The organism is Streptomyces nigrescens, assembly GCF_027626975.1.
Classification (GTDB): domain Bacteria; phylum Actinomycetota; class Actinomycetes; order Streptomycetales; family Streptomycetaceae; genus Streptomyces; species Streptomyces nigrescens.
Genome location: NZ_CP114203.1, coordinates 6,325,990 through 6,347,356 on the forward strand (window position 1 = coordinate 6,325,990; position 21,367 = coordinate 6,347,356).

The 21,367-nt window shown below is 72.6% G+C and carries 19 protein-coding genes; 14 read left to right on the plus strand and 5 right to left on the minus strand.

The window, feature by feature from the left end; all coding sequences use genetic code 11:
* Positions 1 to 84 precede the first annotated feature (84 nt).
* Positions 85 to 1,173: a nitronate monooxygenase gene (locus STRNI_RS28040; RefSeq protein ID WP_266442277.1), complete on the plus strand. Its 1,089-nt coding sequence runs from the start codon at positions 85 to 87 to the stop codon at positions 1,171 to 1,173.
* Positions 1,170 to 1,913, plus strand: a complete 744-nt coding sequence (locus STRNI_RS28045) for a 16S rRNA (uracil(1498)-N(3))-methyltransferase (RefSeq protein WP_018088208.1) — start codon at positions 1,170 to 1,172, stop codon at positions 1,911 to 1,913. Before STRNI_RS28040 ends, STRNI_RS28045 begins: the two co-directional genes overlap by 4 nt.
* 362 nt (positions 1,914 to 2,275) lie before the next feature.
* On the opposite strand, the gene STRNI_RS28050 is transcribed toward STRNI_RS28045, so the two are convergent.
* Together STRNI_RS28050 and STRNI_RS28055 are read right to left on the minus strand one after the other, a co-directional pair.
* Positions 2,276 to 4,771: a hypothetical protein gene (locus STRNI_RS28050; protein WP_277412240.1), complete on the minus strand. Its 2,496-nt coding sequence runs from the start codon at positions 4,769 to 4,771 to the stop codon at positions 2,276 to 2,278.
* 182 nt (positions 4,772 to 4,953) lie between these two features.
* A complete protein-coding gene (locus tag STRNI_RS28055; protein WP_018088206.1) occupies positions 4,954 to 5,382 on the minus strand; it encodes an OsmC family protein in 429 nt (142 codons plus the stop codon).
* Positions 5,383 to 5,662: 280 nt separating this feature from the next.
* Here STRNI_RS28055 and STRNI_RS28060 point away from each other — a divergent pair, with 280 nt between their 5' ends.
* Together STRNI_RS28060 and STRNI_RS28065 are read left to right on the plus strand one after the other, a co-directional pair.
* Positions 5,663 to 6,022: a histidine triad nucleotide-binding protein gene (locus STRNI_RS28060; protein ID WP_018088205.1), complete on the plus strand. Its 360-nt coding sequence runs from the start codon at positions 5,663 to 5,665 to the stop codon at positions 6,020 to 6,022.
* A 6-nt stretch (positions 6,023 to 6,028) separates the two neighbouring features.
* Positions 6,029 to 6,934 carry a ribonuclease Z gene (locus STRNI_RS28065; RefSeq protein WP_266442283.1) on the plus strand — a complete coding sequence of 302 codons (906 nt, stop codon included), beginning with the start codon at positions 6,029 to 6,031 and terminating at the stop codon, positions 6,932 to 6,934.
* A 122-nt stretch (positions 6,935 to 7,056) separates the two neighbouring features.
* Here STRNI_RS28065 and STRNI_RS28070 read toward each other — a convergent pair whose 3' ends face one another.
* On the minus strand, positions 7,057 to 7,872 hold the full coding sequence (locus tag STRNI_RS28070) for an HAD family acid phosphatase (protein WP_277412241.1): 816 nt from the start codon (positions 7,870 to 7,872) through the stop codon (positions 7,057 to 7,059).
* 206 nt (positions 7,873 to 8,078) lie between these two features.
* On the opposite strand from STRNI_RS28070, the gene STRNI_RS28075 reads away from it, so the two are divergent.
* The 4 genes from STRNI_RS28075 to STRNI_RS28090 all read left to right on the plus strand — a co-directional run bounded on the left by STRNI_RS28075 (position 8,079) and on the right by STRNI_RS28090 (position 12,197).
* On the plus strand, positions 8,079 to 9,419 hold the full coding sequence (locus STRNI_RS28075) for a glucarate dehydratase family protein (protein WP_277412242.1): 1,341 nt from the start codon (positions 8,079 to 8,081) through the stop codon (positions 9,417 to 9,419).
* A gap of 351 nt (positions 9,420 to 9,770) precedes the next feature.
* Complete coding sequence (locus STRNI_RS28080) at positions 9,771 to 10,418, plus strand: MFS transporter (RefSeq protein WP_381845705.1); 648 nt, start codon at positions 9,771 to 9,773, stop codon at positions 10,416 to 10,418.
* A gap of 64 nt (positions 10,419 to 10,482) precedes the next feature.
* Positions 10,483 to 11,568 (plus strand): S-(hydroxymethyl)mycothiol dehydrogenase, encoded by a 1,086-nt coding sequence (locus STRNI_RS28085; RefSeq protein WP_266442292.1) that lies wholly within the window; start codon positions 10,483 to 10,485, stop codon positions 11,566 to 11,568.
* Positions 11,568 to 12,197 (plus strand): MBL fold metallo-hydrolase, encoded by a 630-nt coding sequence (locus tag STRNI_RS28090; RefSeq protein WP_093644135.1) that lies wholly within the window; start codon positions 11,568 to 11,570, stop codon positions 12,195 to 12,197. The genes STRNI_RS28085 and STRNI_RS28090 overlap by 1 nt, the downstream gene beginning before the upstream one ends.
* A gap of 223 nt (positions 12,198 to 12,420) precedes the next feature.
* Here STRNI_RS28090 and STRNI_RS28095 read toward each other — a convergent pair whose 3' ends face one another.
* A complete protein-coding gene (locus STRNI_RS28095; protein ID WP_277412243.1) occupies positions 12,421 to 13,761 on the minus strand; it encodes a 6-phospho-beta-glucosidase in 1,341 nt (446 codons plus the stop codon).
* 66 nt (positions 13,762 to 13,827) lie between these two features.
* Here STRNI_RS28095 and STRNI_RS28100 point away from each other — a divergent pair, with 66 nt between their 5' ends.
* The 4 genes from STRNI_RS28100 (at position 13,828) to STRNI_RS28115 (ending at position 18,127) form a co-directional block, all read left to right on the plus strand.
* Positions 13,828 to 14,973: a carbohydrate kinase family protein gene (locus STRNI_RS28100; protein ID WP_159488293.1), complete on the plus strand. Its 1,146-nt coding sequence runs from the start codon at positions 13,828 to 13,830 to the stop codon at positions 14,971 to 14,973.
* A gap of 201 nt (positions 14,974 to 15,174) precedes the next feature.
* Entirely contained in the window at positions 15,175 to 16,179 is a 1,005-nt protein-coding gene (locus STRNI_RS28105; RefSeq protein ID WP_018088196.1) for a PhoH family protein, read from the plus strand.
* A gap of 94 nt (positions 16,180 to 16,273) precedes the next feature.
* On the plus strand, positions 16,274 to 16,771 hold the full coding sequence (ybeY, locus tag STRNI_RS28110) for an rRNA maturation RNase YbeY (protein WP_018088195.1): 498 nt from the start codon (positions 16,274 to 16,276) through the stop codon (positions 16,769 to 16,771).
* Positions 16,772 to 16,783: 12 nt separating this feature from the next.
* Positions 16,784 to 18,127 (plus strand): hemolysin family protein, encoded by a 1,344-nt coding sequence (locus tag STRNI_RS28115; protein WP_277412244.1) that lies wholly within the window; start codon positions 16,784 to 16,786, stop codon positions 18,125 to 18,127.
* A gap of 248 nt (positions 18,128 to 18,375) precedes the next feature.
* Here STRNI_RS28115 and STRNI_RS28120 read toward each other — a convergent pair whose 3' ends face one another.
* Positions 18,376 to 19,848, minus strand: coding sequence for an MFS transporter (locus STRNI_RS28120; RefSeq protein WP_277412245.1), 1,473 nt, complete (start codon positions 19,846 to 19,848; stop codon positions 18,376 to 18,378).
* Positions 19,849 to 19,939: 91 nt separating this feature from the next.
* Between STRNI_RS28120 and STRNI_RS28125 the strand changes: the two genes are divergently transcribed.
* Together STRNI_RS28125 and STRNI_RS28130 are read left to right on the plus strand one after the other, a co-directional pair.
* Positions 19,940 to 20,830: a helix-turn-helix transcriptional regulator gene (locus STRNI_RS28125; protein ID WP_093644143.1), complete on the plus strand. Its 891-nt coding sequence runs from the start codon at positions 19,940 to 19,942 to the stop codon at positions 20,828 to 20,830.
* A 91-nt stretch (positions 20,831 to 20,921) separates the two neighbouring features.
* Positions 20,922 to 21,287, plus strand: a complete 366-nt coding sequence (locus STRNI_RS28130) for a cytidine deaminase (protein ID WP_026169383.1) — start codon at positions 20,922 to 20,924, stop codon at positions 21,285 to 21,287.
* Positions 21,288 to 21,367: the final 80 nt, after the last annotated feature.

Below are 21,367 nucleotides of genomic sequence, written 5' to 3' on the forward strand. Positions count from 1 at the left end.
CGGGGTCCGCGGAGATTCCGCGGACCCGTGCGGCAGCCGCCTCCCCGGTTCGGGGCGAGGGGGTGGGCGTGACACGATGTGCTCATGCCCACTGCACTGACCGATCTCTGCCGCTACCCGATCGTGCAGGCCCCGATGGCGGGAGGCGGCTCCGGACCCGAGCTGGCCGCCGCTGTCTGCGGCGCCGGCGGTCTCGGCTTCCTCGCCGCCGGCTACAAAACCGCCGACGGCATGTACCAGGAGATCAAACAGCTGCGGTCGCTGACCGACCGGCCCTTCGGTGTCAACCTCTTCATGCCGCAGCCCTCGCTGGCCGACGGCTCCGTCGTCGAGGTCTACCGCGAACAGCTCGCCGGCGAGGTCACCTGGTACGAGACCGATCTCGGCGACACCGACGGGCCCATCGACGACGGCTACGAGGCCAAGCTCGCGATACTGCGGGAGGACCCGGTGCCGGTGGTGTCCTTCACCTTCGGCTGCCCCTCGCGCGCCGTCCTGGACGCGTTCGCCAAGGTCGGTACGTACACCGTCGTCACGGTCACCACCGCTGCCGAGGCACAGGCCGCGCAGTGGTCGGGCGCGGACGCGGTGTGTGTGCAGGGCGTGGAGGCCGGCGGCCACCAGGGCACCCACCGGGACGATCCGCACGCGGACGGGACCGGAGCGGGGCTGGGGCTGCTGGCGGCGCTCGGCCAGGTCCGGGAGGCCGTGCAGATTCCGATGATCGCCGCGGGCGGGCTGATGCGCGGGACGCAGATCGCGGCGGTGCTGGCCGCCGGGGCGAGCATGGCGCAGCTGGGCACCGCCTTCCTCGCCACCCCCGAGTCGGGCGCCAACCCGCTGCACAAGCAGGCCCTGACCAACCCCCTGTTCACGCATACGGAGTTGACCCGGGCGTTCTCCGGGCGGCCGGCCCGCGGGCTGGTGAACCGCTTCATGCGCGAGCACGGCCCGTACGCACCGGCCGCCTACCCGGCCGTCCACTACCTCACCTCCACCGTGCGCAAGGCCGCGGCCAAGGCGGGCGACGCCCAGGGCATGAACCTGTGGGCGGGGCAGGGACACCGCCTGGCGCGGGAGCTGCCCGCCCGGCAGCTGGTGGAGGTGCTGGCGGCCGAACTGGACGCGGCACGCGCCGCGTTGAACTTCCCCGCCGCCGGAAGCGCCTCATGACCGCGCCGGTCTTCCTCGTCGAGTCCCTCGCGGGTGTACGGGCCGGCGGCACGCTGACCCTGGACGGTCCCGAGGGCCGGCACGCGGTCTCGGTGCGCCGGCTGCGGGCCGGCGAGGAGGTCGTCCTGACGGACGGGCACGGCACCGGCGCGTACGGCACCGTCGCCGCCGTCGAGGGCAAGGACCGGCTCACCGTCGCGGTCACGGAGCTGCGCACCGAGGACCCGCCCCGCCCCACGATCACCGTCGTCCAGGCGCTCCCCAAGGGCGACCGCGGCGAGCTGGCCGTCGAGACGATGACCGAGACCGGGGTGGACGCCATCGTGCCCTGGCCCGCGGCGCGTTGCGTCACCCAGTGGAAGGGCGAGCGGGCCGCCAAGGCGCTGGGCAAATGGCGCGCCACCGCCCGCGAGGCGGGCAAGCAGTCGCGCCGGCTGACCTTCCCCGAGGTCGCGGACCCGCTGACGACCAAGCAGGTGGCCGCGCTGCTCGCCGACGCCGACTTCGCGGCCGTCCTCCACGAGGAGGGCAGCACGCCGCTCGCCACCGCCGAACTCCCCGCCGAGGGCCGGATCGTGCTGGTCGTCGGCCCGGAAGGCGGTGTCTCCCCGGAGGAGCTCACCACCTTCGCCGAGGCCGGCGCCAAGCCCTACCGTCTGGGGACGACGGTTCTGCGCACCTCCACGGCAGGTACCGCGGCCACCGCGCTGCTGCTGGGGCGCACGGGGCGTTGGAGCTGAGCGGGTCCGCTGCGCTTTGCCTTCGGGTCCACGTTTTTGGCTTTTCCGCCGTGGTTGTTGCTCGGCGTTTGTGGCCCGCTTTGCGGTGCCCCCGCCGTGCGCTGCGCTTTGCCTTCGGTCCGCGTTGTTGGCTTTCTCGCCGTTGCGCCTGCGGCGGGCCGGTCCGCTGCGCGGGGCTGTTGGGGTGCGGTGACGGGCCTCCGGGGTAGGGGTGTGGGACTGCTTCGCTTTACGTCCCACACCCCTACCCCTCCGGCCCGTCACCTCCCGTTGGGGGGGGTGGGAAAACCCTGGTGAGGGTGGTCGTCGGTGGTCCGCTGGGCCTTGTGGGGCGCGGAGAAACGGGCTGCTGTCCCTGGCGCTCAGGCCGGCGGTCGCACGATCGCGGCCGCCGTCGCGAACAGCTCCGTGAGGGTGCCGGCGAAGGTCGGCAGCAGCTGGAGACAGACGGCCCAGGCCTCGGGGTCGCTGCCCAGATGTTCCGCGGTCAGCGCGGCCGCCCGCGTCCGCAGCTCCTGCCGGTCCACCTGCCGGGCCGCCCGTTGGTTCGCCTGCCGGTCCGCGGAGTTGAGCAGGCGGAGGAGGTGGGCCAGGCCCTGGCGCGCGGGGGCGGCGCGGTTCAGGACATCCTCGGGCGTGAGCGTGCCGCGCCGGAGGGCGAGCTGGGGCCACGAGAGGTTGGAGCGGCCGAGCTCCGGAGTGCTCGACAGCAGCTCCAGCAGCAGCTCGCGTGGGCAGTCCGCGAGCTCCGCGAGGTCCTTGGCCGCACTGGGGGCCAGCGTGCCGGAGCGGTGCGCCGCGACCAGATCGGGCCAGGGGAGGGGTATGCCGTCGCCGGTGAGCTTGGACGCCTGGTCACCGTCGTAGCCCGGTGCCTTGTTGAGGAACGCCAGCAGCTTCGCCGGGTCCTCCTCCGCGGCCAGGCGGGCGCGCAGCCGGTCCAGCCCGTCGGGGACGTCGAGGAGCTTCTCGGTCTGCCGGCGGAGGGTGAGCGGGAGGCGGTCCATCGCCAGGATCTCGCGCACCGCGTCCGGGCCGCCGCGCTCCCACACGGCCACCAGCAGCCGCAGCCGGGCCGCCGGTACCCGGAGCTTCAGCCGCCCGACGATCGTGCGGGCCACGCCCAGATCGCCGGAGTCCAGACCGGCGATGAGCCAGTGGCGGTGGTGGCTGAGGTGGGCCTCCCGCAGGACGTTGAGCAGCTCCTCGGGGACGGTACGGGTACCGCCGCCGCGCAGCCGCCCGGCGAGCATCCGCTCCCGCTCCCGCTGGTCGATACCGCGGTGGAAGAACAGGTTGGCGTCCACCTGCGGTTCGTCGAGGTCGAGGAGGTACGCCAGCTTTTCGGGGGAGAGGGCCGTGGTGGCGGCCTGCGCGGCCTGCGCGGACACCCCGTGGGCCGCGACCACCGCGTCCCGGACGGCCGGCGCCGGATCGCCGTACACCAGGAGATGCTGCACGGCCCGCGGGTCGAAATGCGGTACGACGGCGATCTGCGCCTCCTCGGAGGCGCACTGGAACAGGCTCAGGAACGCGGCCCGGGACGCCTCGGGGGGAGTGGCGGGGAGCACTGCCTCCAAGGGGCGCGGCCAGGTGGTGCTGCGCTTCTTGGCGGAGCCGGCCGAGGCGGCGTCGTCGATCAGCTCGGCGACGCTGCCTCGGGCCCGGCCCATCCGGGCGTAGCACGTCAGCCAGTTGACCGGGTCCGTGCCGAGCCGGTCGAGGAGTCCGGCGAGGGCCTTGCGGGTCGGCTCGTGGTCGTACGGCAGCGCGTTCAGCACCTCCGTCGCCGGGCCCACTTCCGCCAGCACGCGCTCCACCGGCAGCCGGCCCGTACGGATGCTGCGCCCCAGGACCTCGCCGAAGGGCACCTTGCCTGCCGCCGCCTCGGGCCCCACCAGCGCCTCGAAGGGCAGCTCGGCGGCGCCCCGCGAGGTCCTCCAGGGATCGGCGCGGAAGCACTCCATGACGAGGTCGTCAGGGCAGCCTTCCCACCGGGTGAGCTGCGACAGGCGGTTGCCGCTCTGCCGGCCGCCCGTCCGGCCGGTCTCGAAGGGCAGACGGGCGTGCTCGCGCCGGACGAGGTCCCAGTCCAGGGCGGCGGGCTTCGCGACCGCGTCGGCGCCGTTACGGACCATCAGCAGGGCCCGCAGCGCGGCGGGGTCCGTCCACTCACCGGCCGGGCGCCGCTCCCGCAGGAACGCCTCCGGGTCGGCGTCGGCCGCGGCCGCCCGCATCACCTCCAGCAGCTCCGGGCGCCCGAGATCGAAGTCCGGGGCCCGCTCGACCCCGTCGGCGAACGCCAGCAGCCCTTCAGCACCGGCGAGTTGGACCAGGGCGACACAGGCGTCGAGGGCGGCCGGCAGCGGGAGGAACGGGGCCAGCCGGACCAGCGCGAAGGAGAGAAGCTGAGGGAACGGGCCGGTCAGGGCGGGAAGGAGCTCGAAGCCGGAGGCCTCATCCTGGAGCAGCGGGACGAGGCCGTCCTCGTCCTCCCAGCGCGGGTCCGTGGGGTCGGCGGCGCGCAGAATCGCCGGCAGCAGATCCGGCAGGTCCCTTGCGCGCCGGCTCTGTTGCGGGGCGGGGCGGTACCGTGCCTTCCACAGCGCGCGGGCGATCACCGGATCGCCGGTCTCCGCCGCCCGTATCAGAAACGCCTCGGGACCGGCGTCCAGGGCGGCACGCAGCGCCGCGCCGCCCGGCCCGGTTACTGCCTCCACCATCTCCTCCGGCAGCCCGAACCTGTTGGACAGCGCGGTCAGCAGGTCCGGACGCAGCCGCTCGGCGAGCGCATCGGCGGTGTCCGGAGCGGCGAGCCGCAGCGCCAGGCGGAGCGCGGCGGGGGAGCTGTGGGTCACGGGCGGGAATCCCTTCGCGGGGCGGGCGTGCGGCGGTCCACGGAACGGCACCGGGCCGTTCCGCAGTACAAAGATCGTGGCACAGCCCACTGACAACGCGGCGGTGCGCCGGACGCGCCCTCAGGGCCCGCCCGGCGCACCGCCGTTCACGCGAAGGGGAACCGGCCAGGCCGGCCGTCCCGTCAGACCAGCTCCGCCGCCAGCGTGATGTTCTTGACGCCCGCCAGCGCCTGGCTCACCGGGCAGTTGGCCTTGGCGTCCTGGGCCGCGGCCTGGAAGTCCTCCTCGGACAGGCCGGGGACGCGGGCCTTGACGGTCAGCGCGATGGCGGTGATGCCCTCGCCGGGCTGGAAGGTGACATCGGCCTGGGTGTCCAGGGCCTCGACGGTGTACCCCTTGCCCGCCAGGCCGTGCGAGAAGGCCATGGAGTAGCAGGAGGAGTGGGCCGCCGCGATCAGCTCCTCGGGGCTGGTGACGCCGTTGGGCTGCTCCGCGCGGGCGGGCCAGTTCACGTCGTACGTACCGACCTTGGAGGACTCCAGGGCGACGGTGCCCTTGCCCTCCAGGAGGTTGCCTTCCCAGTGGGTCTTGGCGGTGCGCGTGGTTGCCATGGTGCAGAACTCCCGGTTGTGGGCGAAAGCGGTCTGCGCGCCAGCTTAGTGATCCAGGGGGCCGCGCCGGGCCGGTCCGCGCCGGGCCGGGCCGCAGTGGGCGGCCGGTGCGCCGCGGGGCGGGGCGGGCCGGGGCGGCCCCGTCGGGAGCCGGACGGGGCCCGGCGGGCCGGGCGGACCCCGGCCGCCCCCGGTCGCTGCAATCCCCCGTGGGTGCCGCCCGGTAGCATCCGAAGGCCGTACGCACCGGGTGTACGGCGGTGACCGGGAGGAGCCACCCGTGGCGGGAGAACCGCAGGCCGACTGCCTGTTCTGCAAGATCGTGGCGAGGGAGGTGCCGGCGACCATCGTCCGGGAGACGGAGACCACCGTCGCGTTCCGCGACATCAACCCCCAGGCGCCGACGCACGTCCTGATCATCCCCAAGGTGCACTACCAGGACGCCGCGGCCCTCGCCGCCGCCGAACCGCAGATCATCGCCGACATACTGCGTGAGTCCCGTGAGGTCGCCGCCGAGGAGAAGGTGGAAGACCGGGGCTACCGGGTCGTCTTCAACACCGGTGCGGGCGCGGGCCAGACCGTCTTCCACGCACATCTGCACGTGCTCGGCGGCCGCGGCCTCCAGTGGCCTCCCGGATAGCCGACCGTGTCCGTACGCGAACTGGTCGTCCTCGGCACCGCAAGTCAGGTCCCCACCCGTCACCGCAACCACAACGGCTATCTGCTGCGGTGGGACGGCCAGGGGCTGCTCTTCGACCCCGGTGAGGGCACCCAGCGGCAGATGCTGCGGGCCGGGGTCGCCGCCCATGACCTGAACCGGATCTGTGTCACGCACTTCCACGGTGACCACTCGCTGGGCCTGGCGGGGGTGATCCAGCGGATCAACCTGGACCGGGTGCCGCATCCGGTCACCGCCCACTACCCGGCCAGTGGCCAGCGCTTCTTCGACCGGCTGCGCTATGCCACCGCCTACCGCGAGACGGTCCGGCTGATCGAGCGGCCGGTCGACGCCGACGGAGAGCTGGACCGCGCGGAGTCGTACGTCCTGGAGGCGCGACGGCTCTGGCACCCCGTCGAGTCGTACGGCTACCGCCTCGTGGAGCCGGACACCCGCCGGATGCTGCCGGAGCGGCTGGCGGAGCACGGCATCGCCGGGCCGGACATCGGACGGCTCAAGCAGCTCGGCGAGCTGAACGGCGTCACCCTCGACGAGGTCAGCGAGCAGCGACGCGGCCAGCGGTTCGCGTTCGTCATGGACACCCGGCTGTGCGAGGGCGTGCATGCGCTCGCGGAGGGGGCGGACATGCTGGTCATCGAGTCGACGTTCCTGGACGAGGACATCCAGCTCGCCGTGGACCACGGTCATCTGACCGCCGGGCAGGCCGCGGAAGTGGCCACGCGGGCCGGGGTGCGGCATCTCGTGCTGACGCACTTCTCGCAGCGCTACGCCGACCCCACGGAGTTCGAGCGGCAGGCCCGCACGGCGGGGTACACCGGCGAACTGACCATCGCCCAGGACCTGTCGCGGGTGCCGCTGCCCAAACGGCACTGACCGGCACGGCGCTGACGGCCACGGCGCTGACCGCCGCGGCACCGGACGTGGCGGGCGCCGGACGTGGCGCCCGCCCGGTCCCTCCCCCCCCGCGGACCGGACGGGCCGGCGGTGCGCCTCGCCTACGGCAGGTAGTACATCGGGTTCGGCATCTTGAACGTCCGGTCCCCGGCGCCGCCGCGCAGATCGCTGTACTGGTCCCCGAAGTTGGCGACGATGTTGTAGCCGAGGGACTCTATGTACTTGCGGGTGCCCGACTTGTACTCGATGGTCGTGCAGGTGGCGCCGCAGGGCAGGTAGGCCGGCGGGTGCTCCTTGTCCTTCAGGTAGACGTGCCGGCGGTCCAGGGGCACGCCGTAGCCGACGTTCTTGAGGTTGCGGGTGCTCCAGGCGCGCTGTGCCTCTTTGCGGCCGGTGAGGAAGAAGACCTCGGCGCCCTTGTCGTGCGCCCAGTTGACCAGCCGTTCCATGCCGAAGACCGGGTCCATGTCGGTGTGGGCCAGGTACTTGTCCTGGCTCTCCTCGGTGTAGTGGAAGCCGACCTGGAGCTCGTAGTTGTAGGTGAGCAGGGTCGTGTCGTCGATGTCGAGCACGATGGCCGGTTTGGTCTGCTTGCCCGTCCGGCCGTGCTGTGCCAGGGCCTTGGACAGATACGTGCGGGCCTTGGCCTCGATGCCGCGGACCTGGTGTGCGTAGTTGCTGCGCGGGGAGGCGTAGTGCTCGCCGTCCGCCGTCACCGTGTCGCCGTAGTACGCCTTGATCTTGTCCTGCACCTGCGTGAGGTTGGGGATCTCCTTGTCGGTGCGCGGTACGGAGTGTTCGGCGGTGGCCTGGCCGATGCCGAAGACGGCGGTGCCGGCGACGAGGGTGGCGACCGTGGCGGTGCCGAGGCGGGCCCTCCGGGAGAGGGCGGGGCGGAAACGGGCGGGACGGGGCATGCGCGGCTCCTCCGGGAGACATGAGCGGACCCAGTAGGTCTAACAGAGCCTCACATCGGTATCTACGCGCGCAGATTCAACCCTTGGTAAAAGCTCGCCGCGGTGCGGGGTGTTGACGGTCACCGTGCGGGCTCCCTAACCTCCAACTCCATCTGTAGACGTCATCTACATATGAAAACAGCCCTCGGCCTCGTAGGAGCTTCTGGATGACCGACGCCCGGCACGGCCTCACCATCTCCGAGGTCCGGCTCACCCCCGTCCTCGTGGCCGACCCGCCGCTGCTGAACACGCAGGGTGTGCACCAGCCGTACACTCCCCGGCTGATCATCGAGGTGATCACCGAGGGCGGCGTCACCGGGCTCGGCGAGACCTACGGGGACAGCAAGTACCTGGAGCTCGCCCAGCCGCTGGCGACGGCCCTGATCGGCCGGTCGGTCACGGATCTGAACGAACTGCCCGCGCTGGCCGCGGAGGTGTGCGGAGACCCGCCGGCCGCGACCGGCGCGGACGCCGTGGACGTCGGCGGACTCCGCGGCGTCCAGACCGCCGGCAAACTGCGGCTCTCCGTCCTCTCCGGCTTCGAGGTCGCCTGCCTGGACGCCTGGGGACAGGCCGCCGGACTGCCCGTGCACGCCCTGCTCGGCGGCAAGGTCCGCGACCGGGTGGAGTACAGCGCCTACCTCTTCTACCGCTGGGCCGGGCACCCGGGCGGCCGCGGTGAGCGCGACGACTGGGGCGCGGCGCTCGACCCCGCCGGTGTCGTCGCCCAGGCCCGCCGGTTCGCCGACACCTACGGCTTCACCTCCTTCAAGCTCAAGGGCGGCGTCTTCCCGCCCGACGAGGAGATCGCGGCGGTCCGGGCGCTGGCCGCCGAGTTCCCCGGCCGGCCGCTGCGCCTCGACCCCAACGGCGCCTGGAGCGTGAAGACTTCCTGCCGGGTCGCGGACGAGCTGGGCGACGTCCTGGAGTATCTGGAGGACCCGACGAGCGGCACGGCAGGGATGGCGGAGGTAGCCGCCGCGGTGCGCGGGGCGGGGCGACACCCCTCCGGACGGGCGGGCCTCCCGCTGGCCACGAACATGTGCGTGACCACCTTCGACGAGATCGCCGGGGCGTTCGCCCGGGACGCCGTACAGGTCGTGCTCGCCGACCACCACTACTGGGGCGGGCTGCGCGCCACCCGGGAACTCGCCGCCGTCTGCCGCACCTTCGGCGTCGGCCTGTCCATGCACTCCAACACCCACCTGGGCATCAGCCTCGCCGCGATGACCCAGGTCGCCGCCACCGTGCCCCACCTCGGCCACGCCTGTGACAGCCACTACCCCTGGCAGACCGAGGACGTCCTCACCGAGCGGCTCACCTTCCGCGACGGCCGGGTGGACGTCAGCGACACCCCCGGCCTCGGCGTCACCCTCGACCGTGACCGGCTCGCCGTGCTGCACCGCCGCTGGCTCGCCGACGACGGCGGTCTGCGCGACCGCGATGACGCCGCCGCCATGCGGCTCGCGGACCCCGGCTGGGTGACCCCCGCCCTCCCGCGCTGGTGACCCCGGCGGCCCGCCCCCTGCTCCCCAGCCGCCCCAGGGCGGTCTGACGACAACGGAGCCGCATGTGAGCGCCGCCCCGGACCGCCCCGCTCCTCAGGAGCCCCCCGACCCGCAGCTGCGGAGCGCCGTGCGGAAGATCTTCCGACGCGTCGTCCCGCTGTTCTTCGTGATGTTCGTCGCCAACTACGTCGACCGCGTCAACATCGGCTTCGCCCAGGACCAGTTGCGCGCCGACGCCGGGATCTCCGCGGCCGCCTTCGGCTTCGGCGCCGGTCTGTTCTTCGTCGCGTATGCGCGAAGCAGACGGCCCGTACCGCCGCCCGTGGCACCGTCAGGGTCTCCCGCCGGCAGCTGCTCACCGACCCGCAGCTGCTGCTGTTCTGCTGGATCTACTTCGCCATCTCGGTCGCCCTCTACGCGGTCACCTTCTGGCTGCCGAGCATCGTCGGCGACATCGCCGGGCTCTCCGGGTTCCAGGTGGGGCTGCTGGTCGCGGTGCCGTGGTTGTGTGCGCTCGCCGCGGTGTACGTCACGGGGCGGGCCTCGGACCGTACGGGCCGGCGGCGGCCCTTCCTGGTGGGCGCGCTGCTGGCCGGCTCGGCCGGCACCCTGCTGGCCACCCTGGTGTCCCCCTGGCTCGGCCTGGCCGCCCTGTGTCTCGCGGCGATGGGCTTCAAGACGTCCTCCCCGGTCTTCTGGGCGATTCCGCAGAGCTATCTGGACGCCCGGATCGCGGCGCCCGCCATCGCGCTGGTCAACTCGCTGGGAAACCTCGGCGGGTTCGTCTCGCCGACCGCCTTCGGGATCCTCCAGGACGCCACCGGCTCGACCCGTGGCGGGCTGATCGGGCTGTCGGTGGTGGGCGTCCTGGCGGCGCTCAGCGTGGCGCTGGTCCGCGGCGGCGGGCACCGCGAGCGGACCCGCGGCCGGCGGCCCCGGGCCGGAGATCATGGACCCGGCCGTGGTCCTGTGCGCGGTGGCCCGGCACGCGTACGGTGAGGCACGGCTCAGTGGCGGTGCGCCACAGTGGTCCCGTAAGTGATCTTTGAAAGGGGCTGTCCCGATGGCACAGGAAGTGCGCGGCGTGATTGCGCCGGGGAAGAACGAACCGGTCCGGCTGGAGACCATCCTGGTGCCGGACCCGGGTCCCGGCGAGGCCGTGGTGAAGATCCAGGCGTGCGGGGTGTGCCACACCGATCTGCACTACAAGCAGGGCGGCATCAATGACGACTTCCCGTTCCTGCTCGGGCACGAGGCGTCCGGCGTGGTGGAGTCGGTCGGCTCCGGTGTCACCGAGGTGGCGCCCGGCGATTTCGTCGTCCTCAACTGGCGGGCGGTGTGCGGCCAGTGCCGGGCCTGTCTGCGCGGGCGCCCCCAGTACTGCTTCGACACCCACAACGCCCGGCAGAAGATGACGCTGAAGGACGGCACGGAGCTGAGCCCGGCGCTGGGCATCGGCGCCTTCGCCGAGAAGACGCTGGTCGCCGCCGGACAGTGCACCAAGGTCAACCCGGAGATCGCGCCCGCCGCGGCCGGTCTGCTGGGCTGCGGGGTGATGGCGGGCATGGGCGCCGCCCTCAACACCGGGGGCGTCGCACGCGGCGACTCGGTCGCGGTCATCGGCTGCGGCGGCGTCGGCGGCGCGGCCGTGATGGGGTCCCGGCTGGCCGGCGCGGCCAAGATCATTGCGGTGGACATCGACGACCGCAAACTGGAGACCGCGCGCTCCATGGGCGCCACCCATACGGTCAACTCCCGCTCCACCGACCCCGTCGAGGCGGTCCGCGAACTGACCGGCGGCTTCGGCGCGGACGTCGTCATCGACGCGGTCGGCCGCCCGGAGACCTACCGGCAGGCGTTCTACGCCCGCGACCTGGCCGGGACCGTCGTCCTGGTCGGCGTCCCCACCCCGGACATGACCCTGGAACTCCCGCTCCTGGACGTCTTCGGCCGCGGCGGCGCCCTCAAGTCCTCCTGGTACGGCGACTGTCTGCCCTCCCGCGACTTCCCGATGCTGGTCGATCTGCATCTGCAGGGCCGGATCGACCTGGGGGCGTTCGTCACCGAGACCATCGGCATCGAGGACGTGGAGCAGGCCTTCGAGCGGATGCACGCGGGCGATGTGCTGCGTTCGGTGGTGATGCTCTGATGGCGGTCCGCATCGACCACCTGGTCACGTCCGGCACCTTCTCCCTCGACGGCGGCACCTGGGACGTCGACAACAACGTCTGGATCGTCGGCGACGACGACGAGGCGATCGTCATCGACGCCGCCCATGACGCCGACGCCATCGTCGCGGCCCTCGCCGGCCGGACGCTGCGCGCGATCATCTGCACCCATGGGCACAACGACCACATCGACGCGGCCCCGGCGCTGGCCTCCCGCACCGGCGCCCGTATCCATCTGCACCCCGCCGACCTGCCGTTGTGGAAGATGACCCACCCGGGCACCCCACCGGACGCGGAGCTGGCGGACGGTCAGGTGCTGACCATCGCCGGTACGGACCTGATCGTGCTGCACACCCCGGGGCACGCCCCCGGCGCAGTCTGCCTCCACGCGCCCGAGCTGCGCACCGTCTTCACCGGAGACACCCTCTTCCAGGGCGGCCCCGGCGCCACCGGCCGGTCCTTCTCGGACTTCCCGACGATCGTCGACTCGATCCGGGACCGGCTGCTGACCCTGCCGCCGGAGACGGAGGTCCGCACCGGACACGGTGATCCGACGACGATCGGGACGGAGGCCCCGCACCTGGAGGAGTGGATCAAGCGCGGGCACTAGGGCGAGCGGGGGCACCGGGGCAAGCGGCCGCTAGGGCAAGCGCGGGGCACTGGGGCAAGCGCGGGCACTAGGGAAGGTGCGGCCACTAGGGCAGGTGCGGCCACTAAGGCGCGGTCGCACACATCCCGTAGGGGTGGCAGGCGCCCCCTGCGGGGCCACAACGCGGCGGGGGCGGAGGGTATTTCCGTGACCTCACGCCCCGTGACCTAGCGCCCCCGCAACCTCACGCCTCCTTGGCCGCCCGCTCCAGAATGCGGGCGGCCACCGCGGGGGAGTCCACCAGTGGATGCAGTGCCAGGGCCCGTAGCGCGGCGCCCCGGTCCTTGAACAGCGCGGCTTCCACGGTTGCCCGCTCCACCGCCTTGACCTGCAACATCAGCCCCAGCTGGTCCTCCCGCAGCGGCGCACAGGGCAGCGGCCGGGCGCCCTGCGCGCCCACCTCGCACACCGTCTCCACGATCGCGTCGGGCGCCAGCTGCGGCACCGTCGTCCCGTTGCGGACATTGAGGATCAGCCGGGTGCCGCTGTTGCCCAGGATGGCGTGCATCAGCGCCAGCGCCACCCGGTCGTAGCCGCCGCCCTCCAGATCATGGCTGTCGCGCTGCCAGCCGCCACTGGCCTCCCGGCTGTGCGCCATATACGTCTCCTCGCGCTCCAGCCGGGTCCGCTCCCACAGCGCATACACCGCGTCCGGGCCGCCGGCCGCCGCGGCCCGCTCGAAGAAGCCGCCCTGCTGCTGGTCGAGGAATTCGCCGCGGGTCTCCCGGGTGTCCCGTACGGAGTCGAGGGTCTCGCGGCGGAAGTAGTAGTAGTGCAGATACTCGTTCGGCAGCGCGCCCAGGGTCCGCAGCCAGTCCCCGCCGAACAGCCGGCCCTCCTCGAAGGACCCCAGCGCGGCGTCGTCGGCGAGCAGCCCCGGCAGCAGCTCGGTGCCGTCCAGCGTCAACGACCGCAGCCAGCCGAGGTGGTTGAGCCCCACATAGTCGTAACCGGCCCGGTCCGGGTCCGCCAGGGCCGCCGGGTCCGCGCCGGCCGCCCGTGCCGCCCGGCGCACCAGCCCCACCGGCGAATCACAGATCCCGATGACGCGGTCGCCGAGCACCTGGGACATCGCCTCGGTGACCATGCCCGCGGGGTTGGTGAAGTTGATGACCCAGGCCTCCGGGGCGAGCGCCGCGGCCCGTTCGGCGATGTGCAGCGCCACCGGGATCGTCCGCAGGCCGTAGAGGACACCGCCCGCGCCGACCGTCTCCTGGCCGAGCACGCCCTCGGACAGCGGGATCCGTTCGTCGCGGATCCGGCCCGCCGTGCCGCCCACCCGGATCGCCGAGAAGACGAAGCCCGCGCCCTCCAGCGCCTCGTCCAGACCGTCCGCGACCCGTACGGGCACCGGCGCCGGATGCCCCTGGGCCAGCCGCGCCAGGACCTCGGCGATCACCGCCACCCGGCGCGCATCGGTGTCGTGCAGCACCACCTCGGAGACGGCGCGGCCCGGGTCGTCCAGCAGGGCGCGGTAGACCAGCGGCACCCGGAAACCGCCCCCGCCCAGAATCGTGAGCCTCATGGGGCGGAACGTACCGCAGCATCAGGCACACTGGCGGCACGTGCCGATACGAGAGGAGCGAGCACGGTGAGCAGCCGACGCGAAGACCCTCCGCCCGCCGGCCCGGCCGTGGTGCCGGCCGCCCTCGATCCGCTGGCCGGGGTGCGCGCCGACGGCGATCCGCCCACCGACGTCTATCTCACCGGCACGGTCTTCCTGGACATCATCTTCACCGGCCTGGATTCCGCACCCGTCCGCGGCACCGAGTCCTGGGCCCGCGGTATGGGCTCCAGCCCCGGCGGCGTCGCCAACATGGCCACCGCGCTGGCCCGGCTCGGGCTGCGCACCTCGCTGGCCGCGGCGTTCGGCGACGACCACTACGGCGAGTACTGCTGGGAGGCGCTCGAACAGGGCGAGGGCATCGACCTGGCACTGTCCCGCACCGTCCCCGGCTGGCACTCCCCGGTCACCGTCTCCATGGCCTACGAGGGCGAGCGCACGATGGTCTCGCACGGCCACGAGGCGCCCCCGCCCGATTTCGCCTTCGACGGCAAGCACGCCCCCGGCTGCCCGCCGCCGTCCCGCGCCTGCATCGCCTCGCTGGTCCCCGGCCGGCGGGAGGGCTGGCTGGGCTGCGCGGCGGGCCGCGGCAGCCGCATCTTCGCGGACGTGGGCTGGGACGACAGCGGCCGCTGGGACCCGGCCGACCTCGCCGACCTGGAGCACTGCGAGGCATTCCTGCCCAACGCGGAGGAGGCGATGCGCTACACCCGGACGGACTGCCCGCGCGCCGCGGCCCGCAAGCTCGCCGACCTGGTGCCGCTCGCGGTGGTCACGCTGGGTTCGGAGGGCGCCTACGCGGTGGACGGGCGGACCGGCGAGAGCGCCGAGGTGCCCGCGATCGCCGTGGAGGCCCTGGACCCGACCGGCGCCGGCGACGTCTTCGTCGCCGGATTCGTCACCGGCACCCTGGCCGACTGGCCGCTGGCCGACCGGCTCGCCTTCGCGGGGCTGTGCGCCGCGCTGTCCGTGCAGGAATTCGGCGGTTCGCTGTCGGCGCCGGGCTGGGCCGAGATCGCCGCCTGGTGGCAGCAGGTGCGGGCCTGTGAGGCGGGCGCACCGGGCGTTCTGCGCCGCCAGTACGCCTTTCTGGACGAGGTGCTCCCCGCGGCCTACCGGCCCGCCCCGCTGGCCCGCGCCGTCCCCACGATCGGCTTCCGCCGCCCGGCCTGAGCCGCCGCGGAGCCGGGCCCGGCGCGGCCGGCTCGCCCTGCTCCGGGGTCCGGGCGGCGCGCCCCCGGCGCTCCTGCCCCGGCAGGAAAAGCCCTCGGGCTTGTCAGTGCTCCGTCGTACTCTGGTATCCCAAGGAGTCGAGTGCAGGCAGGCACTTCTTATGAGCAAAGGATGGGGTTGAGCAGGCCACCGAGCCGCCCTATGACTCAGACACCCACGCAACCGCAGGCGCGCGCCCAGTTCACCGTCCCGGCCAAGCACCCGATGGTGACGGTCCTGGGATCCGGTGATTCCCTACTGCGCGTGATCGAAAAAGCCTTTCCGGCGACCGATATCCACGTCCGGGGCAACGAGGTCAGCGCTGTCGGTGACGCCCGGGAAGTGGCCCTCATCCAGCGCCTTTTCGACGAGATGATGCTGGTGCTCCGCACCGGACAACCGATGACGGAGGACGCAGTGGAACGGTCCATCGCCATGCTGCGCGCGGCGGAGGACGGCGAGGGCGCGGAGAGTGAGACACCCGCCGAGGTGCTCACCCAGAACATCCTCTCCAACCGTGGTCGTACGATCCGGCCCAAGACCCTCAACCAGAAGCGCTATGTCGACGCCATCGACCAGCACACCGTCGTCTTCGGCATCGGCCCGGCCGGCACCGGCAAGACCTACCTCGCGATGGCGAAGGCCGTGCAGGCGCTGCAGGCCAAGCAGGTCAACCGCATCATCCTGACCCGCCCCGCGGTCGAGGCCGGTGAGCGGCTCGGCTTCCTGCCCGGCACGCTCTACGAGAAGATCGACCCTTATCTGCGCCCGCTCTACGACGCGCTGCACGACATGCTCGACCCCGACTCCATCCCGCGCCTGATGGCCGCCGGGACGATCGAGGTCGCGCCGCTGGCGTACATGCGCGGCCGGACGCTCAATGACGCGTTCATCATCCTCGACGAGGCGCAGAACACGAACCCCGAGCAGATGAAGATGTTCCTCACCCGCCTCGGATTCGACTCGAAGATCGTCATCACCGGCGATGTCACCCAGGTCGACCTCCCGGGCGGGACGAAGAGCGGTCTGCGCCAGGTCCGGGAGATCCTGGACGGCGTCGACGATGTGCATTTCTCCCTGCTCACCAGCCAGGACGTGGTCCGGCACAAGCTCGTCGGCCGTATCGTCGACGCCTACGAGAAGTACGACAGCCGCAACGGCTCGTGAGCCCCGCCGGCCGGCCGCCCCGGCCGGCGGGCGCACGGACCCGCGGTCCCAGCAACCATCGGGCCGGGCCCGAGAAGCGAGAAGCAACGCCCCCATGTCCATCGACGTCAACAACGAGTCCGGCACGGAGATCGACGAGCAGGCCATCCTGGATGTCGCCCGCTACTCCGTCGCCCGGATGCGCATCCACCCGCTCTCCGAGCTGTCCGTGATCGTCGTGGACGCCGAGGCCATGGAGCAGCTCCACCTCCAGTGGATGGACCTGCCGGGACCGACCGATGTCATGTCCTTCCCGATGGACGAGCTGCGTCCGCCGGCCAAGGACGACGAGGAGCCCCCGCAGGGCCTGCTCGGTGACATCGTGCTCTGCCCCGAGGTCGCCAAGAAGCAGGGCGAGGAGGCGCCGACCGGGCACAGCATGGACGAGGAGCTGCAGCTGCTCACCGTCCACGGCGTGCTCCACCTCCTCGGCTACGACCACGAGGAGCCGGACGAGAAGGCCGAGATGTTCGGTCTGCAGGCGGCGATCATCGACGGCTGGCGCGCCGAGCGGGGCCTGACCGGCCCCTCTCCGGCCCCCACCGTGACCTGACGGGACAGCCCGATGACCACCCAGCTGATCGCGGTCGCGGTCCTGCTCGTCGTGATCGCCTGGCTCGCCGCCTGCGCGGAGGCCGGCCTGGCCCGGACGACCAGCTTCCGGGCCGAGGAAGCCGTCCGCTCCGGCCGCCGCGGCAGCGCCAAGCTCGCCGCCGTCGCCGCCGACCCCACCCGCTACCTCAATGTCGCCCTGCTGGTGCGGGTCGGCTGCGAGATGGCCGCCGGGGTCCTGGTGACCTACGCCTGTCTGCGCTCCTTCGACGAGACCTGGGAGGCGCTGACCGTCGCCATCGCCGTGATGGTGCTGGTCTCCTATGTCGCCGTCGGGGTCTCACCGCGGACGATCGGCCGTCAGCACCCGCTGAACACCGCCACCGCCGCGGCCTATGTCCTGCTGCCGCTGGCCCGGATCATGGGCCCCATCCCGCAGCTGCTGATCCTCCTCGGCAACGCCCTCACCCCCGGCAAGGGCTTCCGCAAGGGCCCGTTCGCCTCCGAGGCCGAGCTGCGCTCCCTGGTGGACCTCGCGGAGAAGGAGTCGCTGATCGAGGACGAGGAGCGCCGGATGGTGCACTCCGTCTTCCAGCTCGGCGACACCCTCGTCCGCGAGGTGATGGTGCCGCGCACGGATCTGGTCGCCGTCGAGCGGTTCAAGACCATCCGCCAGGCGCTGACCCTCGCCCTGCGCTCCGGCTTCTCCCGTATCCCGGTGACCGGCGAGAACGAGGACGACATCGTCGGCGTCGTCTACCTCAAGGATCTGGCCCGCAAGGTCCACATCAGCCGCGATGCCGAGACCGAGCTGGTCTCCACTGCCATGCGCCCCGCCGTTTTCGTGCCCGACACCAAGAATGCCGGTGATCTGCTGCGCGAAATGCAGCAGGACCGCAATCATGTCGCGGTGGTGATCGATGAATACGGAGGCACGGCCGGCATTGTCACGATCGAGGACATTCTGGAAGAGATCGTCGGCGAGATCACCGACGAATACGACCGGGAACTGCCACCCGTCGAGGAACTCGGCGACGGCCGCTATCGCGTCACCTCCCGGCTGGACATCGGCGACCTCGGCGAGCTGTACGGCCTGGCCGAGCTGGACGACGAGGACGTCGAAACGGTCGGCGGACTGCTCGCCAAGCTCCTGGGCCGGGTCCCGATCGCCGGGGCCACCGCCGAGGTCGATCTCTCCGGCGACGCCTCCGACCCGGGCCTGAAGGCGCTGCGGCTGACCGCGGAGTCGCCTGCCGGCCGCCGCAACAAGATCATTACGGTGCTGTGCGAGCCGGTGCGTCCGGCGGGTGCGAGCGCCGCCGAGGGGCCGTCCGCGGGCGGTCGCTCCGCCGGCTGAACATCCGGGGAATTCGGCGCGTAATTCCTGGTGATTCCGGGAATATTTCCCGCTGTCGTGCTCCGGGCGGCTACTTATCTCCAGTGCAGCAGAAATGTTCTGCAAGCCATATCCGGGGGAGCTGGATTCCGCGGTGGGCGCCATGGAAGGATCTTCAAGCGGTCGCAAACGCGTGGCCGCAATGCGTGAGAGAAATCCTGTAGCGCAGGTTGCCCCGGGGCGGGGGACCGGGGCAACCACCTTCTTCCTCAGCGGCGGCGCGTCGTCCGCAGCCCGGCCGCCACCAGCAGCGCGACCACCGCGACCAGCGCCGCGTCCAGGCCCAGTCCCAGCTTGATGCCACCGAGAGTGGCCTCGGCGAAGCCGCTGCCGTCCGCCCGCAGCGCGGCGATATGCGCCGAGGCGACGGCGCTCAGCAGCGGAATGCCGACGGTGAGGCCCACCTGCTGCGAGCTGGTGACCAGCCCGGTGGCCAGGCCCTGCTCGGCGTCCGGCACCCCGGAGGTGGCGGTCACGCCGTAAGCGATGATCGCCCACAGATGGCCGAGGCTGGCGAGGGTCACCCCGGTCAGGGCCAGCCACATCCCCGTGCCGGTGCCCAGCCCCAGCAGCGCGGCCGTGAAGCCGGCCTGCAGCAGCAGCCCGGTCAGCAGGGTGCGGCGGGCGCCGAGCCGGCCGATGACCTTCGGCGCGACGAGGCCGGCGCCCGCCGACACCACACCCTGCACCCCGAAGACCAGACCGGTGTGGAAGGCGGACAGCCGCAGCACTTCCTGGAGGTAGAGGGTCAGCAGGAAGATGACGGCGCTCATCATCGCGAAGGTCATCAGGCCCGCCAGATTGCCCCAGGCGACGGTCCGGCGGCGCAGCATCGGCAGCGACACCAGCGGCTGCTCGGCCCGCGACTCCACCCGCACGAACGCGGCCAGCAGCCCCGCCCCCACGATCAGCGTCACCAGCACGTCCGGGCGGCCGAAGCCCTGCTCGGCCGCGGTCGACAGGGCGTAGATCAGCGACAGCAGCCCGCCGGTGACGGTGACCGCGCCGGGCACATCGATCCGCGGCCGCTCCGGGGGCCGGGACTCGGTCAGCAGCAGCGGCGCCGCCGCGAGGACGGCCACCCCGGCCACGGACAGCAGGCCCATGGTGGAGCGCCAGCCCAGCGCATCGGTCATCACCCCGCCCAGCACCATGCCGATGGTGAAGCCCATCGAGAGCACGGTGCCGCTGACGCCCAGTGCGCGTTCGCGCTGCGGGCCCTCGGCGAAGGTGGTGGTGAGCAGCGACATTCCGGTGGGCACGATGACCGCCGCGCCCAGGCCCTGCAGCGCCCGCCCGGCCAGGAAGACCGCCGGGGACCAGGCCAGCGCGGTCAGCACCGAGGCCGCGGTGAACAGCCCGAGCCCGATGAGGAACAGCCGGCGCCGCCCGTAGAGATCGGCGATCCGGCCGGACAGCAGCAGGAATCCGCCGGAGGGCAGGGCGAACGCGGTGACCGCCCACTGCAGATCGGCCTGGCCCATCCCCAGATCCCTGCCGAGCACGGGAAGCGCCACATTCAGGATGGAGAAGTCCAGCGCGATGATGAACTGCGCGCCGCACAGGAGCAGCAGGATGAGCTTGGCGCGCGGGGCCATCCGTGCGCCGGCGGGGGAGACGGCCGGTGCGGTGGCGGCGGCCGTCGGTGTATCGGGGGCAACAGCGGTGTCGGTGATCGGCATGGGAAGAGACTGCGGCCCCGGAATACGCAGTGGGGAGCGGGAACTTATCGTGGTGTCCGCACCACCAGCCACGGCACACAGGGGGAGAAACGTGGCCTCGCATACAGCCACCCGGGACACCGCGCGCCGCCGCCAGGATCTGCGCGACTTCCTCCGGAGCCGTCGCGCCCGGGTCACCCCGGCCGAGGCGGGTCTGCCGGACGGCGGCCGCCGCCGCACCCCGGGCCTGCGCCGCGAGGAGGTCGCCGTCCTCGCCGGGGTCGGCGCGTCCTGGTACCAGTGGCTGGAGCAGGGCCGCGACATCACCGTCTCGCCGCAGGTGCTGGACGCGGTCGCCCGGGTCCTGCGGCTCAGTGGCGCCGAGCGCCGGCATCTGTACGTCCTGGCGGGCCTGAACCCGCCCCTGCGGCAGGACGCCGAGGAGCTGGGACTCACCGATGTCTGCGCGGGCCTGCAGCGGCTGATCGACGCCTGGATGCCGTACCCGGCGCACATCATGGACCCGTACTGGAACACCGTCGCCCACAACGACGCGGCGCATCTGGTGCTCGGCCACGGCCGCCCCGGTGTCTCGTCGAACTGTCTGATCGCGTTCTTCACCGACCCCGTCTACCGTGCGCGGGCGGCGAGTTGGGAGGCGAACGCCCCCTCGATCGTGGCGCAGTACCGTGCCGCATGGTCGGCGCGGCCCGGTGACGAGGGCTTCGACGAGGTGGTCCGCGAGGCCTCCGCGCTCAGCGAGGAGTTCACCGAGCTGTGGGGGCGCGGCGATGTGCAGGACGGCGGCCAGCTCCACAAGGAGATGGACCATCCGCTCGTCGGCGCCCTGCTGTTCGAGGCCACCCAGCTGCGGGTCCCGGTCCGTCCCGATCTCAACATCGTGCTGCACCACCCGCGCCCGGAGACGGACACCGCGGCCAAGCTGGAGTGGCTCACCTCTCCGGAGGGCCGGCGCGGCGGGATGTCCTCGGTCGCGGGCTGACGGGCCGGGCAGGGACCGGCCCCGACCCGGGCAGGGACCGGCCCGCCGCCCCTTGCCGCCGTCCTCCGCCGCCCCGCATATGCTCGCCCGTATGAGCGAAGCCGCACCGCTGGACCCCGAAGACCGCAAGATCATCACGCTCGCGCGCTCGGCGCGGGCCCGTAACGGCGTGCCCGAGGGCGCCGCCGTCCGCGACGAGACCGGCCGCACCTATGTCGCCGGCACCGTCGCCCTGGAATCGCTGCAGCTCAGCGCGCTGCAGACGGCCGTCGCCATGGCCGTCGCCAGCGGGGCGACGTCCCTGGAGGCCGCGGCCGTGGTCACCGAGGCCGAGCGCGCCACCGACGCCGACCGCGCGGCCGTACGGGACCTCGGCGGCCCCGAGACGCCGGTGCTGGTCGCGGGCCTCGACGGCACCCTGCGCAGCGCCGTCCCGGCGGGCGGGACCCCGGCCTGAGCCGGCAGGCCGTGCGACGGCGTACGGGGCGGCCCGCCGGCACCGGAGGGCCGCCCCGGGCCGCCCGCGCCCACCCACCG

What these genes read in the sequence shown, in the direction of transcription:
- STRNI_RS28055 (WP_018088206.1), bottom strand. Translation starts at nt 5,382, where the DNA reads ATGGCAACCACGCGCACCGCCAAGACCCACTGGGAAGGCAACCTCCTG.
- STRNI_RS28085 (WP_266442292.1), top strand. Translation starts at nt 10,483, where the DNA reads ATGGCACAGGAAGTGCGCGGCGTGATTGCGCCGGGGAAGAACGAACCG.
- STRNI_RS28045 (WP_018088208.1), top strand. Translation starts at nt 1,170, where the DNA reads ATGACCGCGCCGGTCTTCCTCGTCGAGTCCCTCGCGGGTGTACGGGCC.
- STRNI_RS28105 (WP_018088196.1), top strand. Translation starts at nt 15,175, where the DNA reads ATGACTCAGACACCCACGCAACCGCAGGCGCGCGCCCAGTTCACCGTC.
- STRNI_RS28070 (WP_277412241.1), bottom strand. Translation starts at nt 7,872, where the DNA reads ATGCCCCGTCCCGCCCGTTTCCGCCCCGCCCTCTCCCGGAGGGCCCGC.
- ybeY (WP_018088195.1), top strand. Translation starts at nt 16,274, where the DNA reads ATGTCCATCGACGTCAACAACGAGTCCGGCACGGAGATCGACGAGCAG.
- STRNI_RS28130 (WP_026169383.1), top strand. Translation starts at nt 20,922, where the DNA reads ATGAGCGAAGCCGCACCGCTGGACCCCGAAGACCGCAAGATCATCACG.
- STRNI_RS28040 (WP_266442277.1), top strand. Translation starts at nt 85, where the DNA reads ATGCCCACTGCACTGACCGATCTCTGCCGCTACCCGATCGTGCAGGCC.
- STRNI_RS28075 (WP_277412242.1), top strand. Translation starts at nt 8,079, where the DNA reads ATGACCGACGCCCGGCACGGCCTCACCATCTCCGAGGTCCGGCTCACC.
- STRNI_RS28115 (WP_277412244.1), top strand. Translation starts at nt 16,784, where the DNA reads ATGACCACCCAGCTGATCGCGGTCGCGGTCCTGCTCGTCGTGATCGCC.
- STRNI_RS28095 (WP_277412243.1), bottom strand. Translation starts at nt 13,761, where the DNA reads ATGAGGCTCACGATTCTGGGCGGGGGCGGTTTCCGGGTGCCGCTGGTC.
- STRNI_RS28120 (WP_277412245.1), bottom strand. Translation starts at nt 19,848, where the DNA reads ATGCCGATCACCGACACCGCTGTTGCCCCCGATACACCGACGGCCGCC.
- STRNI_RS28090 (WP_093644135.1), top strand. Translation starts at nt 11,568, where the DNA reads ATGGCGGTCCGCATCGACCACCTGGTCACGTCCGGCACCTTCTCCCTC.